The organism is Bradyrhizobium sp. LjRoot220 (assembly GCF_964252915.1).
In the GTDB taxonomy this organism is placed as follows: Bacteria; Pseudomonadota; Alphaproteobacteria; order Rhizobiales; family Xanthobacteraceae; genus Bradyrhizobium.
On sequence record NZ_CAXUPS020000001.1, the window covers coordinates 1,616,430 to 1,635,878 of the forward strand.

General features: G+C 61.8%; 18 protein-coding genes. 10 read left to right on the top strand and 8 right to left on the bottom strand.

Features of this window, described 5'->3' with window-relative positions:
• The first annotated feature begins 2 nt into the window (after window positions 1-2).
• Both ACSQ84_RS07110 and ACSQ84_RS07115 read left to right on the top strand, forming a co-directional pair.
• The gene (locus ACSQ84_RS07110; protein WP_436210905.1) at window positions 3-1,211 is read left to right on the top strand and encodes an MFS transporter; all 1,209 of its coding nucleotides are present in this window, start codon (window positions 3-5) and stop codon (window positions 1,209-1,211) included.
• A 115-nt stretch (window positions 1,212-1,326) separates the two neighbouring features.
• Window positions 1,327-2,565, top strand: a complete 1,239-nt coding sequence (locus ACSQ84_RS07115) for a DUF1963 domain-containing protein (protein WP_436210906.1) — start codon at window positions 1,327-1,329, stop codon at window positions 2,563-2,565.
• Between the two features lie 72 nt (window positions 2,566-2,637).
• Here the strand turns inward: ACSQ84_RS07115 and ACSQ84_RS07120 are convergent, their stop codons facing one another.
• The gene (locus ACSQ84_RS07120; protein WP_436210907.1) at window positions 2,638-3,036 is read right to left on the bottom strand and encodes an MAPEG family protein; all 399 of its coding nucleotides are present in this window, start codon (window positions 3,034-3,036) and stop codon (window positions 2,638-2,640) included.
• A 68-nt stretch (window positions 3,037-3,104) separates the two neighbouring features.
• On the bottom strand, window positions 3,105-4,910 hold the full coding sequence (locus ACSQ84_RS07125; RefSeq protein WP_436210908.1) for a PHA/PHB synthase family protein: 1,806 nt from the start codon (window positions 4,908-4,910) through the stop codon (window positions 3,105-3,107).
• Between the two features lie 322 nt (window positions 4,911-5,232).
• Between ACSQ84_RS07125 and ACSQ84_RS07130 the strand changes: the two genes are divergently transcribed.
• From ACSQ84_RS07130 to ACSQ84_RS07155, 6 genes are all read left to right on the top strand, one after another.
• Window positions 5,233-5,526: a hypothetical protein gene (locus ACSQ84_RS07130; RefSeq protein ID WP_436210909.1), complete on the top strand. Its 294-nt coding sequence runs from the start codon at window positions 5,233-5,235 to the stop codon at window positions 5,524-5,526.
• 277 nt (window positions 5,527-5,803) lie between these two features.
• A complete protein-coding gene (locus tag ACSQ84_RS07135) occupies window positions 5,804-7,024 on the top strand; it encodes an LL-diaminopimelate aminotransferase (RefSeq protein WP_436210910.1) in 1,221 nt (406 codons plus the stop codon).
• Between the two features lie 79 nt (window positions 7,025-7,103).
• Window positions 7,104-8,423, top strand: a complete 1,320-nt coding sequence (locus ACSQ84_RS07140) for a homoserine dehydrogenase (protein WP_436210911.1) — start codon at window positions 7,104-7,106, stop codon at window positions 8,421-8,423.
• Between the two features lie 80 nt (window positions 8,424-8,503).
• A complete protein-coding gene (gene glpX / locus ACSQ84_RS07145) occupies window positions 8,504-9,502 on the top strand; it encodes a class II fructose-bisphosphatase (protein ID WP_436210912.1) in 999 nt (332 codons plus the stop codon).
• Between the two features lie 118 nt (window positions 9,503-9,620).
• Window positions 9,621-10,070, top strand: coding sequence for an N-acetyltransferase family protein (locus ACSQ84_RS07150; protein WP_436210913.1), 450 nt, complete (start codon window positions 9,621-9,623; stop codon window positions 10,068-10,070).
• Between the two features lie 104 nt (window positions 10,071-10,174).
• Window positions 10,175-10,894 (top strand): haloacid dehalogenase type II, encoded by a 720-nt coding sequence (locus ACSQ84_RS07155; protein ID WP_436210914.1) that lies wholly within the window; start codon window positions 10,175-10,177, stop codon window positions 10,892-10,894.
• 224 nt (window positions 10,895-11,118) lie between these two features.
• Here ACSQ84_RS07155 and ACSQ84_RS07160 read toward each other — a convergent pair whose 3' ends face one another.
• Window positions 11,119-12,204, bottom strand: coding sequence for a methyl-accepting chemotaxis protein (locus tag ACSQ84_RS07160; RefSeq protein WP_436210915.1), 1,086 nt, complete (start codon window positions 12,202-12,204; stop codon window positions 11,119-11,121).
• A 240-nt stretch (window positions 12,205-12,444) separates the two neighbouring features.
• Here ACSQ84_RS07160 and ACSQ84_RS07165 point away from each other — a divergent pair, with 240 nt between their 5' ends.
• Entirely contained in the window at window positions 12,445-13,371 is a 927-nt protein-coding gene (locus ACSQ84_RS07165; protein WP_436210916.1) for a hypothetical protein, read from the top strand.
• 140 nt (window positions 13,372-13,511) lie between these two features.
• Here ACSQ84_RS07165 and ACSQ84_RS07170 read toward each other — a convergent pair whose 3' ends face one another.
• From ACSQ84_RS07170 to ACSQ84_RS07190, 5 genes are all read right to left on the bottom strand, one after another.
• The gene (locus ACSQ84_RS07170; protein ID WP_436210917.1) at window positions 13,512-14,126 is read right to left on the bottom strand and encodes a GNAT family N-acetyltransferase; all 615 of its coding nucleotides are present in this window, start codon (window positions 14,124-14,126) and stop codon (window positions 13,512-13,514) included.
• A gap of 260 nt (window positions 14,127-14,386) precedes the next feature.
• Complete coding sequence (locus ACSQ84_RS07175; RefSeq protein ID WP_436210918.1) at window positions 14,387-14,851, bottom strand: hypothetical protein; 465 nt, start codon at window positions 14,849-14,851, stop codon at window positions 14,387-14,389.
• Between the two features lie 50 nt (window positions 14,852-14,901).
• Window positions 14,902-15,267 (bottom strand): hypothetical protein, encoded by a 366-nt coding sequence (locus ACSQ84_RS07180; protein WP_436210919.1) that lies wholly within the window; start codon window positions 15,265-15,267, stop codon window positions 14,902-14,904.
• A gap of 419 nt (window positions 15,268-15,686) precedes the next feature.
• A complete protein-coding gene (locus ACSQ84_RS07185) occupies window positions 15,687-16,118 on the bottom strand; it encodes a hypothetical protein (RefSeq protein ID WP_436210920.1) in 432 nt (143 codons plus the stop codon).
• A 585-nt stretch (window positions 16,119-16,703) separates the two neighbouring features.
• Window positions 16,704-16,916 carry a dodecin gene (locus tag ACSQ84_RS07190; RefSeq protein WP_436210921.1) on the bottom strand — a complete coding sequence of 71 codons (213 nt, stop codon included), beginning with the start codon at window positions 16,914-16,916 and terminating at the stop codon, window positions 16,704-16,706.
• Window positions 16,917-17,580: 664 nt separating this feature from the next.
• Here ACSQ84_RS07190 and recJ point away from each other — a divergent pair.
• Entirely contained in the window at window positions 17,581-19,422 is a 1,842-nt protein-coding gene (recJ, locus tag ACSQ84_RS07195) for a single-stranded-DNA-specific exonuclease RecJ (RefSeq protein ID WP_436210922.1), read from the top strand.
• Window positions 19,423-19,449 lie beyond the last annotated feature (27 nt).

Below are 19,449 nucleotides of genomic sequence, written 5' to 3' on the forward strand. Positions count from 1 at the left end.
CGATGCAGGTCCTCAAGTCCGGCAAGACACTTTTCCGCGTCCTGATTGTCCTTGCGATTGGCCAGATCATTGGATGGGGCACGATCGGACTGCTTACGGTCGTCGGAGGGCAGGTCGCGGCTGATCTTCACATGGACCTCTCCGCGGTCTTCGCCGGCAACTCGATCTTCTACGTCCTGATGGGCCTGTGCGCGCCGATCCTGGCAAAGCCCTTCACGCGGTTTGGCGCACGGCGGGTGATGATCGCGGGGACCATCATCGGTGCGCCGGGCTTCGTTCTGCTGGCGCTGGCATCCGGTCCGACACAGTTCTTCGCGGCGTGGGTGATCCTCGGCGCGGCGGGCAGTGCCACGCTGGCGACAGCCGCCTACATCCTGCTCAACGAGGTCGCCGGCCGGGGTGCAAGACGCGGCATCGGCGCCATGATGCTGGTGACCGGGCTTGCCAGCAGCATCTTCTGGCCCACCACGTCATTCCTGTCGCACGCCGTGGGCTGGCGCGGAACATGTATCGTCTATGCCGCGATGCTGCTCCTCGTGTCGCTCCCGCTGATTTATTTCGGATTGCCGCGTCGCGCCCAACCGGCGCAGGAAACGGTTTCCGCGGCGCAGGCGGCGAGCGCGTCGCCCATCGTGCGGAAGAGTACGTTCCTGCTGATCCTGTCTGCGCTCGCGCTCAACGCCTTCGTCGCCTTCGGATTGGGCGCCGTCTTCATCGAGCTTCTGAAAGCCGAGGGGTTGTCGCCGACACAGGCCGTTACCTTCGGCTCGATGCTGGGCGTCATTCAGGTCAGCGCCCGGGGCCTCGACTTCCTCGGCGGCGGACGGTGGGACGGCATCACGACCGGTATCTTCGCCGGCGCGGCCATTCCGGTCGGGATGCTTCTCCTGATGTTCGGTGGTGGTTCGCACTGGATGATCGCAGCCTTCATTCTGCTCTATGGCATGGGCAGCGGCGCCTTCGCGGTGGCCCGCGCGACCATACCCCTGGTGTTCTACGACCAGGCCGAATTCGCCAAAGCAACCTCGCGGCTTGCGCTGCCGCTCAATCTCATTTCCGGAGCTGCGCCGCCGGTTCTGGTCGGCCTGCTGACGAATTTCGGCAGCAGCGCGCTGCTCGGCGTTGCCATGGCATGTTCGTGCGGTGCCCTGCTGATCCTGCTCTGGCTCAGGGGGCGTCGGCCGACGGGCGGAGCGATGGCCGCGAACTGATCAGCCGTAGCGGCATCAGGCTGTATTAGCAGCAACCTGCAACCATTTGAAAATAGTGTCTTAAGCAATGTGACGCATCATGCGCACACGTAACAGGCCTGTGGAAGGTAAGCGCATGAATCTCCTTTTGGATTTTTTGGAGAACGAGGCCGACACGGAAAAAATGCGCGAGCGGGCGCACAGCGCGGATCGTCCCTGCGCGCTGCTGACCCCTATTGTCCCGATACGTTTCGACGAGGCGGATAGCTGGTTCGGGGGCAAGCCGAAATTGCCGAAGGGTATTTCCTGGCCGGAAAAGCAAGGAATTCCGCTGCATTTCGCCTGTCAGATCAATCTTTCGCATCTTCCGGCGGGCATATGGTCAGGGGCGGGGCCACGCGACGGCTGGCTGGCCGTGTTCCTGCATCCTGAAGTAAATCGTGCGGAAGTCCTCCACGTTCGAGGCGAGATCGAAGAACGTGATGGGCCAGGGCAAATGGCAGCGCAATGGGCAAGGACATACGCGTCCCAAGCCAAGGAAACCGATTTCCTTCCGCGCTGGCCGGTCAAGATCGACGAAGCGCGTCATGCGCGTTCGATCGACACGGTGAGCCGCAAGCGTTCCGAAACAGCGTGGAAGAACGAAAGGCCCGACCTGGCAAACCCCGCCATCCACCCCTTCGACACCAAGACACTCGTCGTTCTGCTCGATAGTCTGGAAGAATTCTTCATCGCGCAGATGAAGCAAATGTGTCGCTTTCCGGCGATGAAGAAGGTCCGCGAAAATGACCTTCAATGGCTACACGAAGCCAAGGCGTCGGCGTTCCGGAGCCTGGAGGAATTCTACAAAGTCGAGAGTGCTCTTGGGTCGAGCAGGTACCGCTTCGACCTGAACGAGGTTGCTGCGCAGCTTCCGAAAATCGCTAACCTTTCGACTTACGAGTTCAATTATCTCAAGGACGACGACGATGGCTATTGCTGTTTGGAGTACCGCCATTCGTCGCTTTGCGAACTACCGGTTATCTCCCGGAGCCTGCCGATATGGTGGAGCTGGTATACTTCCCAGCTTTATTGGCATGGCATCAACGCCTACACGAAAGACCCCGCAAGCCTGCATCCGGCGCTGCGCGAGCAGATGGAGCGAATCTGGCTTGGCGAAACGCTGGGGCATCATGGTGCCATGGGACATGCCCCACGGGGGCACATCTACACGCCGCACGGTCCGGAGACCGATACCGAGGTGTTGCTGGAGCTCCCCACCAGCAAAATGCAGGGTTGGATTTGGGGAGATGTCTATTCGATTGTGCTGCTGATCAAACGCAAGGCCCTGTCGCAGGGCAACTTTGCCGATATCGCCGTGGATACCACAAACTGAACCTGGCTCGCGGCGGCAACGAGGTCGACCGATCCGTCGACCTCATCACCCTGTCGCGTTCAATTCCGTCGCTCAAAGCACCTGGAAGACCGCCAGCGCCAGCACCACCTGCGCGAAGAAGCCGACGGTGAAGGCCAGCGTGCGGAATACCGGCAGGCCGATCGTGTAGACGATCAGATGCGCGACGCGCGACCAGAAATACACCGCGCAGGCCATCACGGTCCATTTGGTGGAATAGTCGGCCGCGTTGAGGATCAGCACCAGCGGGGCGAAGATGATGAGGTTCTCGACCGCATTGTCATGCGCGAACATCAGCCGGTTGGCCCATTCCGAATGCGGCTTGTCGTTGCGCGAGGGATTGGCCATGGCGCCGGAGAGGCCGCGCACCTGACAGCGATTGATGATGTAGGGGATCCACAGCAGACCGGTCAAAATCACCGTCAGCGTCAGCCAGAACAATTCACGCGTCATTGTTTCGCCCTCACTCGATCATCGAATCCGTCACCGGATCAGCTTATAGCCAACCGCGCGGGCTTGCGCTACGCGCGGACGCGAACGTAGCTGCCGGGCGCATCCTCGATCGGCGGCATCGTCTCGCAGCCGACCGCGCGCGCGGGGACCATCTCGGCGTCGAGGGTCTCCAGCCATTGGCGCCAGTCCGGCCACCACGATCCCTTGTGTTCGGTGGCGTTCTTGAGCCATTCCGCGAGCGTGACGTCCTTGATGTTGTCGTTGGTCCAGTACTGGTATTTACCCGAGGCCGGCGGATTGACCACGCCGGCGATGTGGCCGGATCCGGACAGCACGTATTTGACTGGGCCGCCGAAGAACTGCGAGCCGTACAGCACCGAATCCGCCGGCGCGATGTGATCCTCGCGCGTCGCCAGATTGTAGACCGGCACCTTCACCTTCGACAGGTCGAGCAGCGTATTGTCGAGCACCATGCTGCCGGCGGAGAGCCGGTTCTCCAGATAGCAGTTGCGCAAATAAAAGGAATGGTTGGCCGCCGGCATCCGCGTCGCGTCGGAATTCCAGTGCAGCAGGTCGAACGAGGAGGGCGGTTGTCCCTTCAGATAGTTGCTGACGACGTAGGACCAGATCAGGTCGTTCGAGCGCAGCATGTTGAAGGCCATCGCCATCTTGCTGCCTTCGAGCACGCCGGCGGCCTCCATGTCGCGTTCGAGTGCCGAGATCTGGTCTTCGTCGACGAACACCATCAGATCGCCGGCATGGGTGAAGTCGACCTGCGCCGCAAAGAACGTCGCCGAGGTGACGCGCACGCGGCGTTTTTCGGCGAGCCACGCCAGCGTCGAGGCGAGCAGGGTGCCGCCGACGCAATAGCCCGCGGTGTGAACCTTCATCTCGCCGGTGACCTTCTCGATGACGTCCATCGCGGTCAGCGGTCCCTGCCGCATATAGTCGTCAAACGTCTTCTTGCCGAGCTCCTTGTCCGGATTGACCCAGGAGATCACGAACACGGTGATGCCCTGATCGACGCACCATTTGATGTAGGATTTTTCCGGCTTGAGATCGAGGATATAGAACTTGTTGATCCATGGCGGCACGATCAGGAGCGGCGTGCGCAGCACGGTCTCAGTGGTCGGCGTGTACTGGATCAGCTGCATCAGCTCGTTCTGGAAGATCACCTTGCCCGGCGTCGTCGCCAGGTTGACGCCGACGACGAGGTTGGAGGGATCGGACTGGCGGATGCGCAGCGTGCCGCGTCCGGCTTCGATGTCCTCGGCCAGCATCTTCATGCCGCGCACCAGATTGTCGCCGCTCGACGCCAGCGTCTCGCGCAGCACTTCGGGATTGGTGAAGACGAAATTCGACGGCGAGATCGCATTGGTGATCTGCTGGACGTAGAATTCGGCCTTCTTGCGCGTGTGCGGATCGATTCCGTCGGCGTTCTGCACCAGTTCCTGCGCCCATCGCGTCGTGAGCAGATAGAGCTGCATCACGAAGTCGAAGAACTGGTTGGTCCTCCACTCCGGGTCCTTGAAGCGCTTGTCGCGCGGCGACGGCTCGATCGCGGGCGGCACCTGTTCGCCGGCCATGCGCCGCACCGCCGAGCCCCAAAGATCGAGATAGGCCTTGGCCAACTTGACCTGCAGGTCGGACGCGCGATCCTTGTCGGACAGCCAATATTCGGCGACCGTACTGAAGGTCTTGATGACCTCGCCGATCTCGCTGGGCGGCTTGTCTTTCAGCTCACCGCTTTCGCGCGGTTTGAGGTAGGCCGCGAGCGCCTGGCCGCTGGTCTCCAGCGCCTTGGCGATATTCATGGCGAAGGCTTCGGCGTTGAAGGATTTCGCAGTCGGGGGTTCGGTGCTTACGTCAGTCATCTCGGGACACTATAACTTCGTTTCGGGTTCGTCACCGCGCCTGACGGCAGCGATGGTTTTGGGTTAATCCTGTTGCACTGCGACAAAATTTCTCCGTTCGGACACATTGAAGCCGCACCGTTTGAGTTTGTTGGTCTGGCTTTAATCGTTTCGGGCGACAATGGTTTGAACATCTGGGGTTTAAACAATTGGGTTTGAACGGTTGCGAAACTGACGCAGCCACCCGATTTGGCGTGCAAGGCGCATACCAAAAGCCCTTGTCAGCACGCGCCATGCGAGCGATCTAAAGCGACGGGACAGGTTGTTGGGGACTTCCGGACGGATGCCGGTGGATCGGATGATAAGGCTGTGGTCGATGGCCGCGCTGTTCGCAGCTGCGCTCGCGGTCAGCGGCTGCTCGACGTCGATTGCGGATTTGCCCGGTGTCGGCGTGCCCGGCGATGCGCCGGCGCGTCCGAAGGAAGCCGGGGGCTATCTGCCGGTCCATGACCTGCCGCCGGAGCGCGACGAGGCGGTGATCAAGCCGGCGGAGCAGGCCAAGATCGAGGCCGAACTGCTTGCCGCGCGGGACCGCCAGGCGTCCTCGGCGACGTCGGCCAAAACCGGTGCCAAGTGACCCTAATCAGGCGCCAGGTGACGCTGGTTAAGTGACGCCAATCAGGTGAATCCAATCAAGTGACCTGTCTAATCCAGCGACCTATTCTCTGGCGCTGCGGGGCGCCCGTGCTAAAAGAGCCTTAATTCAACCGCATCACGGTCCGGCACTCAGGATCCGGCGCCTGAATTCGCTCTAAATCATTGATTGAGCGCGAGTTTTGGACGAAGCCAGCTACGGCTTCGAAAACCGCAGATTCTACCGATTCTGTCCCGCTGGCCGTCGGAGCAAGGGTCCCATGGAAGATTTCTACCGCATCCGCCGTCTGCCGCCTTACGTGTTCGAACAGGTCAACCGGGCCAAGGCGGCCGCGCGCAACGCCGGCGCCGACATCATCGACCTCGGCATGGGCAACCCGGATTTGCCGACCCCGGCCCATGTGATCGAGAAACTGAAGGATACGCTGGGCAAGCCGCGCACCGATCGCTATTCGGCCTCGCGCGGCATCACCGGGCTGCGCAAGGCGCAGGCTGCCTATTACGCGCGGCGGTTCGGCGTGAAACTCAATCCGGACACCCAGGTGGTTGCGACGCTGGGCTCCAAGGAAGGTTTTGCCAATGTGGCGCAGGCGATCACCGCGCCCGGCGACGTCGTGCTGTGCCCCAATCCGAGCTATCCGATTCACGCCTTCGGCTTCCTGATGGCGGGCGGTGTGATCCGCTCGGTGCCCTCGGAGCCGACGCCGCAATTCTTCGAAGCGGTGGAGCGCGCGATCATCCATTCGATCCCGAAGCCGATCGCGCTGATCGTCTGCTATCCCTCCAATCCGACCGCCTATGTCGCCGACCTCGATTTTTACAAGGATCTGGTGGCGTTCGCGAAGAAACACGAGATCTTCATCCTGTCGGACCTGGCCTACGCCGAAGTCTATTTCGACGACAAGAACCCGCCGCCCTCGGTGCTGCAGGTTCCCGGCGCGATCGACGTCACCGTTGAATTCACCTCGATGTCGAAGACGTTTTCGATGGCGGGCTGGCGCATGGGGTTTGCGGTCGGCAACGACCGGATCATCGCCGCGTTGGCGCGGGTAAAATCCTATCTCGATTACGGCGCGTTCACGCCGGTCCAGGTCGCGGCCACCGCGGCCCTGAACGGACCGGACGACTGCATTCGCGAGATGCGCGACACCTACCGCAAGCGCCGCGACGCGCTGGTCGAGTCGTTCGGCCGCGCCGGATGGGAGATTCCGCCGCCGGCCGCCTCGATGTTCGCCTGGGCGCCGCTGCCAAAGGACTTCCAGGGCGTCGGCAGCATGCAGTTCGCGACGTTGATGGTGGAAAAATCGGGCGTGGTGGTGTCGCCGGGCGTCGCCTTTGGCGAGCACGGCGAGGGTTATGTGCGCATCGCCATGGTGGAAAACGAGCAGCGTATCCGTCAGGCTGCGCGCGGCGTGCGCCGCTTCCTTGAAAGCGGCCTTGAAACGTTGCACAACGTGGTTCCTCTCGCCAACCGGCGGTAGGCATGATCCCGAAAAGCGGACTTCCGGTTTTCGGAACTGGATCATGCTTGGTTAAGTCTCTTCGGCAGGTTTTTTGGTCATGGTCGCACCCCTGAGAGTGGGCATCGCGGGGCTCGGCACTGTTGGCGCCGAAGTCGTCCGCCTCATCGAAGCGCAGGCGCGCATCTTGTCGGCACGCTCCGGCCGCGGCATACGCGTCGTTGCCGTCACCGCTCGCTCCAGGGTGAAGAAGCGCAAGCTCGATCTGCGCGGCATCGAATGGGTCAAAAGCCCGCTGGCGCTGGCCAATCACCCCGGCATCGATTGCTTCGTCGAACTGATGGGCGGTTCCGGCGATCCGGCGCTGTCGGCGATCGAAGCCGCGCTCAAATCAGGCAAGTCGGTGGTATCAGCCAACAAGGCGCTGATCGCCAAGCATGGCGTGCGGCTGGCGAAGGCCGCCGAGAAGCATGGCGGCGCGCTGAATTACGAGGCGGCGGTGGGGGCGGCGATCCCCGTCATCAAGACGCTGCGCGAGGGGCTGGCTGGAACCGGCGTCAATCGCGTGTACGGTATCCTCAACGGCACCTGCAATTACATCCTGACCCGGATGGAGCAGGAGGGCCTGTCATTCGCCGAATGCCTCAAGGATGCGCAGCGGCTCGGCTATGCCGAGGCCAATCCGTCGTTCGATGTCGATGGCCACGATACCGCCCAGAAGCTTGCGATCCTGGCCAGCCTCGCGTTCGGCACGAAGGTTGCACAGAGCGCGGTGTACGTCGAAGGAATCTCCTCGATCGCGCCGGAAGATCTGCGCGCCGCGGAGGAACTCGGCTATCGGGTCAAATTGCTTGGGGTCGCGGTTCGGACGGCGAAGGGTATCGAACAGCGCGTGCATCCGACCATGGTGCCGAAATCTTCCTCGATTGCGCAAGTGATGGGCGTCACCAACGCCGTCACCATCGACGGCGAGGGCATCCCGCCGATCACGCTGGTCGGCCCCGGCGCCGGCGGTGCGGCAACTGCCTCCGCCGTCGTCGCCGATATCGCCGATGTCGCGCGCGGCATTCGCGCCAAGCCGTTCGGCCTGCCGGTGGAACGGCTGCGCGCCACCACAAAAGCGCCGATGGAGCGCCATGAAGGCGGCTACTATATCCGCTTGATGGCGCGGGATCTGGCGGGCACCGCCGCCACCATTGCCACGCGCCTGGCGGAACAGAAGATTTCGCTGGAATCGATCGTGCAACGCCATCCCGACGGCGTTGACGCCAACGGCTCAGCGAAAAAACCGTCACCGGTTCCAGTTATCCTGATTACCTATGCAACGTCCGAAGATGCGGTCTATCGTGCGCTGGAGGCGGTGCAGCGCGACAAGGTCATCAGCGGCCGACCGCAGGTGATACGGATCGAGAAGAACTAGCGCGATTACTTTTCTCGCGCGGCAAGAAACGAAGACGTGGACCGCAGGGTCCGCTGTGAAGACTCAAAGGAGTGCTTGGTATGTCGACCCATATTTCCGTTCCGCCGCAGCTGTTGCTCGAGCGCATTCTCACGCTTGAAATCGTGCGAGTGACGGAACGTGCCGCGGTATCGGCCGCGCGGCTGCGCGGCCACGGCCAGGAAAAGGCGGCCGACCAGGCTGCGGTCGACGCGATGCGCCGCGAACTCAACAAGCTGCCGATCGAAGGCACCATCGTGATCGGCGAAGGCGAGCGCGATGAGGCGCCGATGCTGTTCATCGGCGAGAAGGTCGGCCTCAACGCCGGCCCGAAGGTCGATATCGCGGTCGATCCGCTCGAAGGCACCACGCTGTGCGCCAAGAACATGCCGGGCGCGATCGCGACCATGGCGATGGCCGATGGCGGCACGCTGTTGCACGCCCCCGACGTCTACATGCAGAAGCTCGCGGTCGGTCCCGGCTACAAGAAGGGCGTGGTCGAACTCGACGCGTCGCCGGCCGACAATGTGCGCCGGCTCGCCAAGGCAAAAGGCGTCGAGCCCGCGGCGATCACGGTGCTGGTGCTCGACCGTCCGCGCCACGCCGACATCATTGCCGGCGTTCGCAGCACCGGCGCTGCGGTGCGCCTGATCACCGACGGCGACGTCGCCGGCGTGATCCACTGCGCCGATCCCGACAACACCGGCGTCGATATGTATATCGGCACCGGCGGCGCGCCCGAGGGCGTGCTGGCCGCAGCAGCGTTGCGCTGCATCGGCGGCCAGATGCAGTGCCGGCTGATCCTCGACTCCGAGGAAAAGCGCGAGCGCGCCCACAAGATGGGCGTCACGGACCCAAAGATGATCTACGGCATCGAGGATATGGCGCGCGGCGACTGCCTGTTCGCGGCGACCGGCGTCACTACCGGTTCCCTGCTGTCCGGCGTCAAGTTCCGCAAGGACGTCATCGAAACCGAAACCGTCGTGATGCGTTCCGTTACAGGTACAGTCCGCTACATCAAGGCCGAGCACCGGCAGCTGGACAAGTTCCACCTCGATTAGAGCATTGGCTCTGATTGAACTCAGAGCCAAGGCTCCAATCTCTTGATTGTTTGAGGCGTCTTCTTGACGCAAACCGGTGCCCACTTCGCTTGAAAATGCTTTGTGAGGGCCCTGAAAAATGGCTGGAGCAATCATCGTCCGGCCGATCGGCGACGACGAACGCGCGGCATGGAATCCGCTGTGGGACAGCTATCTCGCCTTCTACAAGACGGCACTGACCCAGGACGTCAGCGATCTCGCATGGTCGCGGTTTCACGATCCCGACGAAACGATGTTTGCGCTCGGCGGCTATGTCGATGGCCGGCTCGCCGGCTTCGCGCATTACCTGTTCCACCGCTCGACCTGGGCGCCGAAGCGGTACTGCTATCTCGAGGACCTGTTCGTCGCCGAGGACGCGCGCGGCCATGGGCTCGGGCGCGCGCTGATCGAGGCGGTGTACCAAAAGGCCGAGGCGGCGGGCGCGAGCCGGGTGTATTGGCTGACGCAATCGAACAACGCGCAGGCGCGCGCGCTCTACGACAAGGTTGCCGACAATCTCGGATTCATCCAATACCGTAAGGTGATTTGATCACCGTCGTTCCGGGGCGCGCGCAATTGCGCACCTGAGGTCTGATGCTTGGGCACCATCCCGGAACGACGAAGAACAACAAATGCAAAAGCAGGGGAGCAAGCATGTCCGATATTTCCGCCGTCAAGGCCCTGGTGTTCGACGTGTTCGGCACCGTCGTCGACTGGCGCACCAGCCTGATTGCGGATTTTACAAAGTGGTCGCAGAAGCGCGGCATCAAGGCGGACTGGGCCGCGCTCGTCGATGGCTGGCGTGCGGTCTATTCGGCCTCGATGGATGAAGTGAGAAAGCATCCCGAACGCGGCTACATGATTCTCGACACGCTGCACCGGCAGTCGCTGGAGAAGCTGGTCGCGCAGCTCGGAATATCAGGACTCGACGACGCCGATTTGCATTACCTGACCATGGGCTGGCACCGCCTGCACGCCTGGCCGGACAGTGTCGCCGGCCTGACGCGACTGAAGAGAAAATACATCATCTCGCCGCTCTCCAACGGCAACGTCGCGCTGCTGACCAACATGGCGAAGTTCGCCGGCCTGCCGTGGGACCTCATCATGTCGGCCGAATTGTTCGAGCACTACAAGCCCGATCCGGAAACCTATCTCGGCGCCGCCAGGCTACTGTGCCTGCCGCCGGAGCAGGTGATGATGGTCGCCGCGCATAACGGGGATCTCAAGGCCGCGCAAAACCTCGGCCTGAAAACCGCCTTCGTCGCCCGCCCGACCGAATACGGCCCGTTGCAGAAATACGATTTCGAAGCCACCGGCGACTGGGACATCGTCGCCAAGGATTTCGGCGGGATCGCCGACCGGATGGGGTGTTAGTGCTTCGGCGCCGCATCCTCTGCCGTCATCCCCGCGCAACGGCTTCGCCGTTGTCGCTGGAGGTGCGCTCGGCGGCGCAATTGCGCCGCTGGCTTGCGCGCCTCGAAGGATGGCCGCGAGCACCGAACCAGTCATCCTTCGAGGCTCGCCGAAGGGGCTCGCACCTCCAGCGACAACGGCGAAGCCGTTGCGCGGGGATGACGTCCGTCTATCGACTTCCACAGTTACCCCGCACCGCTCAGTATCACCCCGTACCAGCCGAGCCCCCGATACGTCTCGTAACCCGGTGTGGCATGAAACGCGACCAGCATGCCGGAGCGATCCTGATAAAAACCGCTGCGGCGGCCATCCAGTGAAAGCTGCAGGCGTTCGGTGAGGATGCCCTGGCCGTCGGAGGCGGCGATCACGCGCAAATGCGAATCGACCAGCAACACGCGGGCCTTGTCGGCGGCGCTGACGCGCACGCCCTGGACGATGGCGCGGGCCTGCGCTTCCCAGTCGAAATGGATCGCCAAAATGCCGGTCGCGGCGGCGTTCGCCTTGCCGCCGGCGCGCACGCTGGCGCAATAGGTTGCGACCTGGGCATTGCCGAGCAGCGGCTGGCTCTCGACGTCGCCCGCGACATAGTCGTCGCCCGAGCGTAAGGCCCGCGCATCGCGAAACCACTTGGTGGACGCCACGTTCTGGCCGACGACGCCGTAGCGATCGGCGCGGCCGTTGGCCAGCACGTTGCCGTCGAGATCGCACAGCCACAGATCGAGATAAACCGTGTAGGCGCCGAGGATCACGGCGAGCCGCTCCGACACATGGGCGACGGCCGCGGCGTTCGGGGCGGCGGCGCAATCGACCACGGCGGAATCCGTGGCCCACCAGCGCACGTCGCAGGTGCGCTCATAGAGGTTGCGGTCGATCAGCTCGATGGCGTTGAGCGACAGATCCACCATGCGCTCGCCGCGCGAGCGGTCGCTCATCCGCGCGATCGAATTCATCAGGTTGCCGGTGCGGTTGGTGAGCTGGCTTTCGAGTTCGCGCGCGATGGTCTCGACCTGCTGGCCGACGTTGCGGACTTCCTGGGCGACCACGGCAAAGCCGGCGCCCTGCGCGCCAGCGCGCGAGCTTTCGATCAGCGCGTTCAGCGCCAGCATCTTCATCTGGTTGGTGATCTTCTGGATCGATTTGGTCTTGTCGCAGGCGACCTGGTTGACCTCGGCGGTGAGCCGCGAGATCAGCGCCGAGATGTCCGATTCATCCTCGTCGTTCGCCGAATTGGCCGCGGGTTTTGCGGTCGATCTTGCTAGCGCGACGGACATGGCCGGTACTTCCTCTGCCTTCGCCCCCTCGACCGATCTCCTGCAGATCGAATCGGGATGTGGATGGGCGCACGTTCCCTCGACTGTCGCGAATCTTGCCTAATAGCGGGTTTAGATTTGGGAACTGTCCGGGTAATTGTACGGAGGTTGATTGCGCGTTGTTTGTGCAGGTTATTTTTTAGGCAGGGCGGGGCCAACAGCGCAACCGACGAACCTCCGACGTTTCGTTCGTGCGTTCCATTGGTGCTTCTCCTGTTGCTGTCCCGCTGCAACATTGCATCGGCACGGTCAGGAGAATGGCGGATCGGCGACGGCGGCACTGTTCGCTGGGTGACAACGAACCGGGAGGCGCAATCCGCGCATTGCGCGTTCCTGCTGGATCACACGGCCGAGCAGGGTTGTTGCATAGTTTTGCCCGGGTTTCGGGCTTCGCTCAGGCCGGGTAACGTGACAGCATCTGAGTTCCTTCTCAGCCGTTGCCGGAGGAGTAAAGTGGGCGTCATCTCCAACATGCTTGACCGACGGCGGGTATGGAAATCGCTGGCTGCATATCCTGTCTATTCTCCACCGTTCCACGATTCCGAGATGGCCTTGTCGAAGAAGGAGATCAGGGCCAACTACGACTATTTTCTGGAGCAGAAAGCAAAGCGGCTGGAATATCTGGCGAGCTATCTGCGTTCGTTTTCAGTGGAGCTGTCACGAGAGGCGCTACCCGCACTCGACAGCTGGCTGCTTCGCTACGGCGGGCACCTGATCCCCGACGGCGGCGCAGCCATTGCCGCGATGCGTGATTACGCGCCGGCGTGGGTCGGCGAATATCACGGCATCAATGTCGTGCACGATATCTCGATCTTCGCCGGTGACTACATCGTCTCGAAAAACAGCGGCGTCCGCTGGGATGCCTACTATGGCGACGGCACCAAACGCGACTACGAGGAAATCGGGTTTGGCCAGCCATGTCTCGTTGGGCTGAGCCATTTTGCCTCGACCGGCCACTATTCCATCTTTCATGGGATTTACGATTTTTGCGATGCCGGGCGCCTGAGACTTAAAGAGGGCGATCGAGCGTCGAAGTCGAAATCATACGTTTCCGGAGAGCTGCTGAAGCGTCTCGAAGATCTCGCCAATTCAAACCCGCCAACGATACCGGTTTCCCAGCAAGCGTAGATGGGTAATGGGCCCCGGATGAGCCGACGGGTCGCGCGAGTGCGCTGTGATTCCCGCAGAGACGCATTCGAGGCGGATGCGGGCCGCGCTGTGCCGGCCGTTTGTCTCCATCCGTCCCACGGGCTTCAGGATTCAAATATCTACTCGCGACCCATCCAGATCGTGCGCCCGGCGCGGGCCTCGGGGATATCCAGTTCGATAAAGCCAACCCGATGCCAGAAGCCGCGTGCGCGCGCATTTAGCCTGTTCACGCCGACATGCAGGGGACCGATCCCGCAGATGGCCGCCTTGGAGAGCCAGGCGGCAAACATGCGCGAGCCGGTCCCTCGTCCCTGCAGGCGTGGCAACAGGTTCATATGAAGGTGGGAAGGATAGGATTGGACGACGGCGGCTGGTACCGGCTTCGGGTGGTGGATCATGAAGACGCGCCGTTGATCGTGAGTCCATTCAGCCATGCGCGCCGCATCCGGCGCGGGATATTGCCGGCGCAGAAGTGGCCACCACTCCTGTTCGAGCCGTCGCTCCCAGGTCCGGGTATCGGCGGTGCCGACGACGAAACCCGCCACACCGGCCTCGTCCTCCGCCACGAGACAGAGGTCCGGTTGCAGGCTTGCATAGGGCGCGGAATAGATGTGGCCCATCAGCTTCCGGTCACGGTAGAGCAGGGATGCATCGCCTCCCGTCAAACCTGTCGCAAGCGAAATCGCATAGAGCGCATCGACGTCGCATGGTCGAAGCGGGCGAACGTTCACCATGAGTTACCGGCTATTGCGCCTTCAGCTCGTGCGTCTTCAGCTTGTAGGACGGGTAGAGCGCAGCGAAACCCATCATGGTCCAGCAACGAAGGCGGTTGAGGGGTATCGCTAGCTCCGGAGAGAAGCCGGCTTGGCGGCAATCTCCTGTTAGGGAGGTTTGCGTACAATTTTCCCCTATTGCACGGACTGATTGTGTCATTGCCCCAGCTGAACCGGAGACCGCAGAGTCGGCTTTCAAGCAGGTGGCGCACCATGCTTGTTCATTTCGTTACGGATGAACCGCGAAAATTCCAGCCATCCGCGCGATGCTGGAGCCGCAATATGACGTTCAGTCCCAACTGCTGGGGAGCGGCAAATGCGAAAATCAGTTCCATTGGCGTATTGATGGTTGACGCCGACCTGCGCAAGCCGGTCCCAGTAGAACAGATCAAGTGCGTCCTGCGGGACTCTGCGTTGCGTTTCTGAAAAGTTGTTTGTCGTTCCTGCGACCATCTGCACCATGGTTGCTCAGGCGTATGCTCTTGGCGCGACCGCCGGTTTCGCGTCCAAAAGAAATCGGCATCGAAACTGGAGTAAATCGAGGTCGCCCAGAAGGCGGCGCAGACCGGCATTGCCGTTGCATCGAACGAGATCACCAGCGGGTGCGGTAGCCAAACAAGCCGGAAGAGATGGGAAGACAAACCGTTCATGCTTTCGAGTGCCGAGAACGCCACGTCGGAGATCATCAACGTATCGAGCAAACGGACTTGGCGTCTGGCTTGACGACGTGCGATTACTAAGGCACGTTCAGCACTGCCTGCTGGTGACAGGAGTGGCGGTCGGCTTCGCCCTGAATATCGTTTCCAATGCAGACGTAAAGCGGCTCGGATTGGCCGCCACTCTGCACGCTGTCGGCGTTCGCATTCCGCTGGCCATTCTCGACAAGCCCGCACGCCTTGACCCGGGCGAAGAAGCAGATCATGAAACGCCATCCAATTATCGGATACGAATTGTTGAAGGATCTGCCGGGAATTAGCCGGGAGACCTCGCGGATGGCGGAGGCATCACCACAGTTTCTGGATACGGTCTTCCGGGTTATCCCGATGCGCTGGACGGCGCCGGAGATTTCCGACCTCGTACGATTGCTAACGATATCCGACATTTTCGCCGCGCTCATCGAGTCGAGGCCGTACCGACCGCCAATGTCCCGCAGGATGCACACAAGATCCTGTGCGTCATGGATGGAAAGCTCGAACGGTCGCTCGTGGCGTTTCAGAACGTGGCGCTAACGGTATGATCCAAAGCTGCGGAATGAGGTTTGCGCCGTTTCTGCAAGGTAATTTCAGCCTGACTTCCTTATGGAGCTAGACTAGCCATGGTGGCCGCAGCATCGCCGGATTCAATCGCGGAACTGACCGGCGCCGCAAAGGATGAGTTTGCCCAAAGGGAAGCCCGAATTCTGAAGCAGGTGGCGGCCTGTTTTGTCCATGTTGATCGCCTCCGTGAATCCCAGATCAGTGCGTTCGATGGCGTCCTTAGTGCCGCTGATCGGGCGGATCGAGGCAGGGAACCTGGTCCATCTTAGTTGAGGCCCTGTCCACGATGCCAGATCTCGCGCCATGCGAGACGATCCGTAAGCTCGCGTTTCACGATGACCCTTTGGTAGCCGCGCCCGTTCTGCGAAAACTCCAATCGTCTGACATTAAACTGACCGTTGAAATCGCCAAGACCCGCAGCCAGCGACATTTGTTGGCAATCTCCGGTAGAAAATAATCTCAGCGAAACGTTGACCGATACGCTGATGAGGCTTGGCGACGTCAACGTCTCCAGCGCGCTCGCCCGAAATGTGATAATGGCTCCTCCGAATGCGGTTACGGCACGCTTGTCGGCAGGTAGAGCGTGACGAAACGCCTCACTGAAAAGCTCGGCTTGCCCAGCATTCGCGAAATTCCGGCGTGCGAGCTGCTTACAAAGGCGACCGACATCGTGCGGGCGCGCGATTTCTGACGGCACCGCGACCGGCTATGCAGGCTCGCATGACGCTTGAACAGGTCCGCGCGTAAGCCCGCGAAAAAAGATTGACTACACACAGGCGCAGAGCGAGGTCCTCGCGCTTAATCGCGCCGGGAAGCTCAACGATCCAACGGTGAACCCGGTTCGCGGTCAGGAGCGAGTACACCAACGTAGGCAGCGCTCTCATTGTTGTCGGATGTGAAGATCGAGGCAATTGAGCCGTTGATCGACCCGGTACGGTTGTACGGACTGGATCGTGGCAGAGCCAGCAGGTTGGTTAGTCTATAATGACGATGATCATCCGCAACGCTCCTGGCTGTCGTCGCCGACCTACACCGAACTCGATCAAGCTTCACGAGGCATTTGACGCCTTATTGCTAACAGTGGCGCAATGGACGGCCAGGTTCGAGCTGATCGAATGGCGGCCAAAAAGATTTCGATTGTGCAGTTGCTGCACGGCAGCAGCGTAGCCTGGATGAGCCAATGGTCGCGCGAATGCGCGCCCGATGGATCAACTCCGCGGATATCCGGGGCTCTTCTTGCCGTCATCCTGCAGGACGCTTCGCTCATGCGGGTCGCCGCCGCCTATTGCGCCTCCAGTGTAAAGCCGATTTTGAGGGTCACCTGATAGTGAGCGATCTTGCCGTCCTTGATGTGGCCTCGGGTTTCGACGACTTCAAACCAGTCCATGTTTCGAATCGTCTTGCTGGCCAGTTCGACCGCGGTGTTGATCGCGTCCTCGATGCTGGTCTGAGACGAGCCGACGATTTCGAGAATCTTGTAGACGTGATTTTTCATTTCTGGTCCTCCAGGCCGGTTGCGTCCCCGATGCACTAACCAAATGCGCCCGAACTGGTTCCTGATGACCCGACGGGCAAATCACTTCGGAATTACAGAAACCAAAAGTCAAGCCTCAAAATAAAAAATATTTCTCTTTTCCAGAATCAAAAATCGGTTTATATCTTCGCCCATCCCGTCCCGCCAGAGGGGCGTATCATGATCGTCACGATCGTCGGGACGGGTCGCGGTGGACGCTGCTAGTGCCGATAACGAACGGCACGAGAGCGTACGGCAAAGACGTGTGGTCCTGACGTCGCGGTGCTGGCGTCAATGCACCTGGAGGCAATTGCTTCTCAGGGCGCAACGGAGGCAAAAGAGCCGTTCTCCGGGGAGAGCTCGCTATAAGCCGTAAAGCCATTGCGCAGAGAATGTCGGATGTTCTCCGCTGCCCTGTATGCTCGTGTGCGCACTTTCTTGTGCACATTGCACACGAGATCGCGGGTGCAGCGCGCATCCGGCATTCCCTGCGCCCTCTGTTTTCCGGGGGCGAAAACTTCCTGCAAGCCTCGGACGCATGGCGCCGCGAGCTGTTGACGCACGGCTGCTTTGCTTTGACATTGATTCGGGAAGTGCGCAGAGATGACGGCATGGCCCCGATTGAACGCAACAGACCGAACGAAACATGACGCCTCCCGTAACCGCCTTGCCCGTCGAACTGCCTCCGGCGTTCCTCGGCGTGTCGCAATCGGCGACCGGCAAATTGTGGCGCGACCGGCTCGATGCAAGGGGGGCGGCGCGGGCGCTGGCGATCGTGCAGCGCTACCAGCTTCCGGAGATGCTGGCGCGGGTGATCGCGGGCCGCGATGTCGAGATCGACGCGGTCGAGGATTTTCTTGACCCCACCATCCGCAAATTGATGCCCGATCCCCACACCGTGACGCAAATGGAAACCGCGGCCAAACGCATCGCGGACGCGGCCGTGCGCGGCGAACAGGTCGCCATCTTCGGCGATTACGACGTCGACGGCGCGACCTCCGCGGCGCTGCTGACCTGGCATTTGCGCCACTGCGGGCTCGACCCGCTGATCCATATCCCCGACCGCATTTTTGAGGGCTACGGACCCAATGTCGAGGCGGTGCGGATGCTCGCGGGCAAGGGCGCGACGCTGCTGGTGACAGTCGATTGCGGCACCACCAGCATCGAGCCGCTGGCGGAAGCCCGAAAGCTCGGCATGTCCGTCGTCGTGATCGATCACCATCAGACCGGCGACGACTTGCCCGAGGTCGACGCGCTGGTGAATCCGAACCGGGCCGATGACCTTTCCGGCCTTGGTTATCTCGCTGCCGTCGGCCTCGTGCTGGTGACGCTGGTCGCTGTTAACAGGGAGCTGCGAAACCGCGGTTTTTGGAACAGCGAGCGGCCGGAGCCGGATCTGCTGGGTATGCTGCATCATGTCGCGCTCGGCACGGTGGCCGATGTCGCATCCTTGACCGGACTCAACCGTGCGTTCGTCGCAAAAGGCCTGATCGCGATGCGGCGCCGCGACCATGTCGGGCATACCGCGCTGATGGACGTCTCGCGGCTCAACGGCCCGCCCGAAGCCTGGCATCTCGGCTTCATGCTGGGCCCGCGCATCAACGCCGGCGGCCGCATCGGCCGTGCTGATTTGGGCGTGCGGCTGTTGCTGGAAGGCGACATTTCCGAAGCCGCGCGGATCGCCGCCGAACTCGATCGGCTCAACTCCGAGCGCCGTATCATCGAGCAGGCGGCGGAAGCGCAGGCCGAAGCCGAGGCGCTGGCTTCGCTCGGGCTCGAGGACAAGGGATCCGTCATCGTCACGGCCTCCGAAGGCTGGCATCCCGGCGTGGTCGGCCTCGTCGCCTCACGGCTGAAGGAGAAATTCGCGCGGCCGGCGTTTGCGATCGCGCTGGAGCCGGGCGGCATCGGCACCGGTTCGGGCCGCTCGATCTCTGGCGTCGATCTCGGCAAGGCAGTGCGGCAGGCGGTGAAGGAAAAACTGCTGATGAAGGGCGGCGGTCACGCCATGGCCGCGGGCGTGACGCTGCGCAAGGAGAAGCTCGCCGAGTTTCGCGCCTATATGGAAAGCGCGCTCGCTGAAGATGTCGCGAAATCCCGTCACGAAAACGAACTGTTCATCGACGGCGCGGTCAGCGCGCGTAGCGTGACGCCGGAATTTGCCGGCATGCTCAATCGCGCCGGGCCGTTCGGCGCGGGCAATCCGGAGCCCGTCATCGCACTGCCGGCGCATCAGCTGGTCTATGCCGACGAGGTCGGCCAGGCGCATCTGCGCGTGCGCTTCAAGTCCGGCGACGGCGTTATCGTCAACGGCATCGCGTTCCGGTCCGTCGGCCAAAAGCTCGGCCACGCGCTGACGCAAAACCGTGGCCAGCCCCTGCATGTCGCAGGATCGCTCGCGGTCGATCGCTACCAAGGCACTGAACGCGTGCAATTGCGCGTGATCGATGTCGCGGTACCGGACCAGGGACCGGCCGTGATCAGGTAAGTTCATCCACCAGACGACAAGACCAAC

Excerpts from the sequence above, each read along its gene's own strand:
- ACSQ84_RS07130 (WP_436210909.1), top strand. The coding sequence starts at position 5,233 with ATGCCGGTGGATCGGATGATAAGGCTGTGGTCGATGGCCGCGCTGTTC.
- ACSQ84_RS07170 (WP_436210917.1), bottom strand. The coding sequence starts at position 14,126 with ATGGTGAACGTTCGCCCGCTTCGACCATGCGACGTCGATGCGCTCTAT.
- ACSQ84_RS07135 (WP_436210910.1), top strand. The coding sequence starts at position 5,804 with ATGGAAGATTTCTACCGCATCCGCCGTCTGCCGCCTTACGTGTTCGAA.
- ACSQ84_RS07180 (WP_436210919.1), bottom strand. The coding sequence starts at position 15,267 with ATGTCGGATATCGTTAGCAATCGTACGAGGTCGGAAATCTCCGGCGCC.
- ACSQ84_RS07115 (WP_436210906.1), top strand. The coding sequence starts at position 1,327 with ATGAATCTCCTTTTGGATTTTTTGGAGAACGAGGCCGACACGGAAAAA.
- ACSQ84_RS07160 (WP_436210915.1), bottom strand. The coding sequence starts at position 12,204 with ATGTCCGTCGCGCTAGCAAGATCGACCGCAAAACCCGCGGCCAATTCG.
- ACSQ84_RS07110 (WP_436210905.1), top strand. The coding sequence starts at position 3 with ATGCAGGTCCTCAAGTCCGGCAAGACACTTTTCCGCGTCCTGATTGTC.
- ACSQ84_RS07150 (WP_436210913.1), top strand. The coding sequence starts at position 9,621 with ATGGCTGGAGCAATCATCGTCCGGCCGATCGGCGACGACGAACGCGCG.
- ACSQ84_RS07175 (WP_436210918.1), bottom strand. The coding sequence starts at position 14,851 with ATGATCTCCGACGTGGCGTTCTCGGCACTCGAAAGCATGAACGGTTTG.
- ACSQ84_RS07125 (WP_436210908.1), bottom strand. The coding sequence starts at position 4,910 with ATGACTGACGTAAGCACCGAACCCCCGACTGCGAAATCCTTCAACGCC.
- ACSQ84_RS07140 (WP_436210911.1), top strand. The coding sequence starts at position 7,104 with ATGGTCGCACCCCTGAGAGTGGGCATCGCGGGGCTCGGCACTGTTGGC.
- ACSQ84_RS07155 (WP_436210914.1), top strand. The coding sequence starts at position 10,175 with ATGTCCGATATTTCCGCCGTCAAGGCCCTGGTGTTCGACGTGTTCGGC.
- ACSQ84_RS07120 (WP_436210907.1), bottom strand. The coding sequence starts at position 3,036 with ATGACGCGTGAATTGTTCTGGCTGACGCTGACGGTGATTTTGACCGGT.
- recJ (WP_436210922.1), top strand. The coding sequence starts at position 17,581 with ATGACGCCTCCCGTAACCGCCTTGCCCGTCGAACTGCCTCCGGCGTTC.
- glpX (WP_436210912.1), top strand. The coding sequence starts at position 8,504 with ATGTCGACCCATATTTCCGTTCCGCCGCAGCTGTTGCTCGAGCGCATT.
- ACSQ84_RS07190 (WP_436210921.1), bottom strand. The coding sequence starts at position 16,916 with ATGAAAAATCACGTCTACAAGATTCTCGAAATCGTCGGCTCGTCTCAG.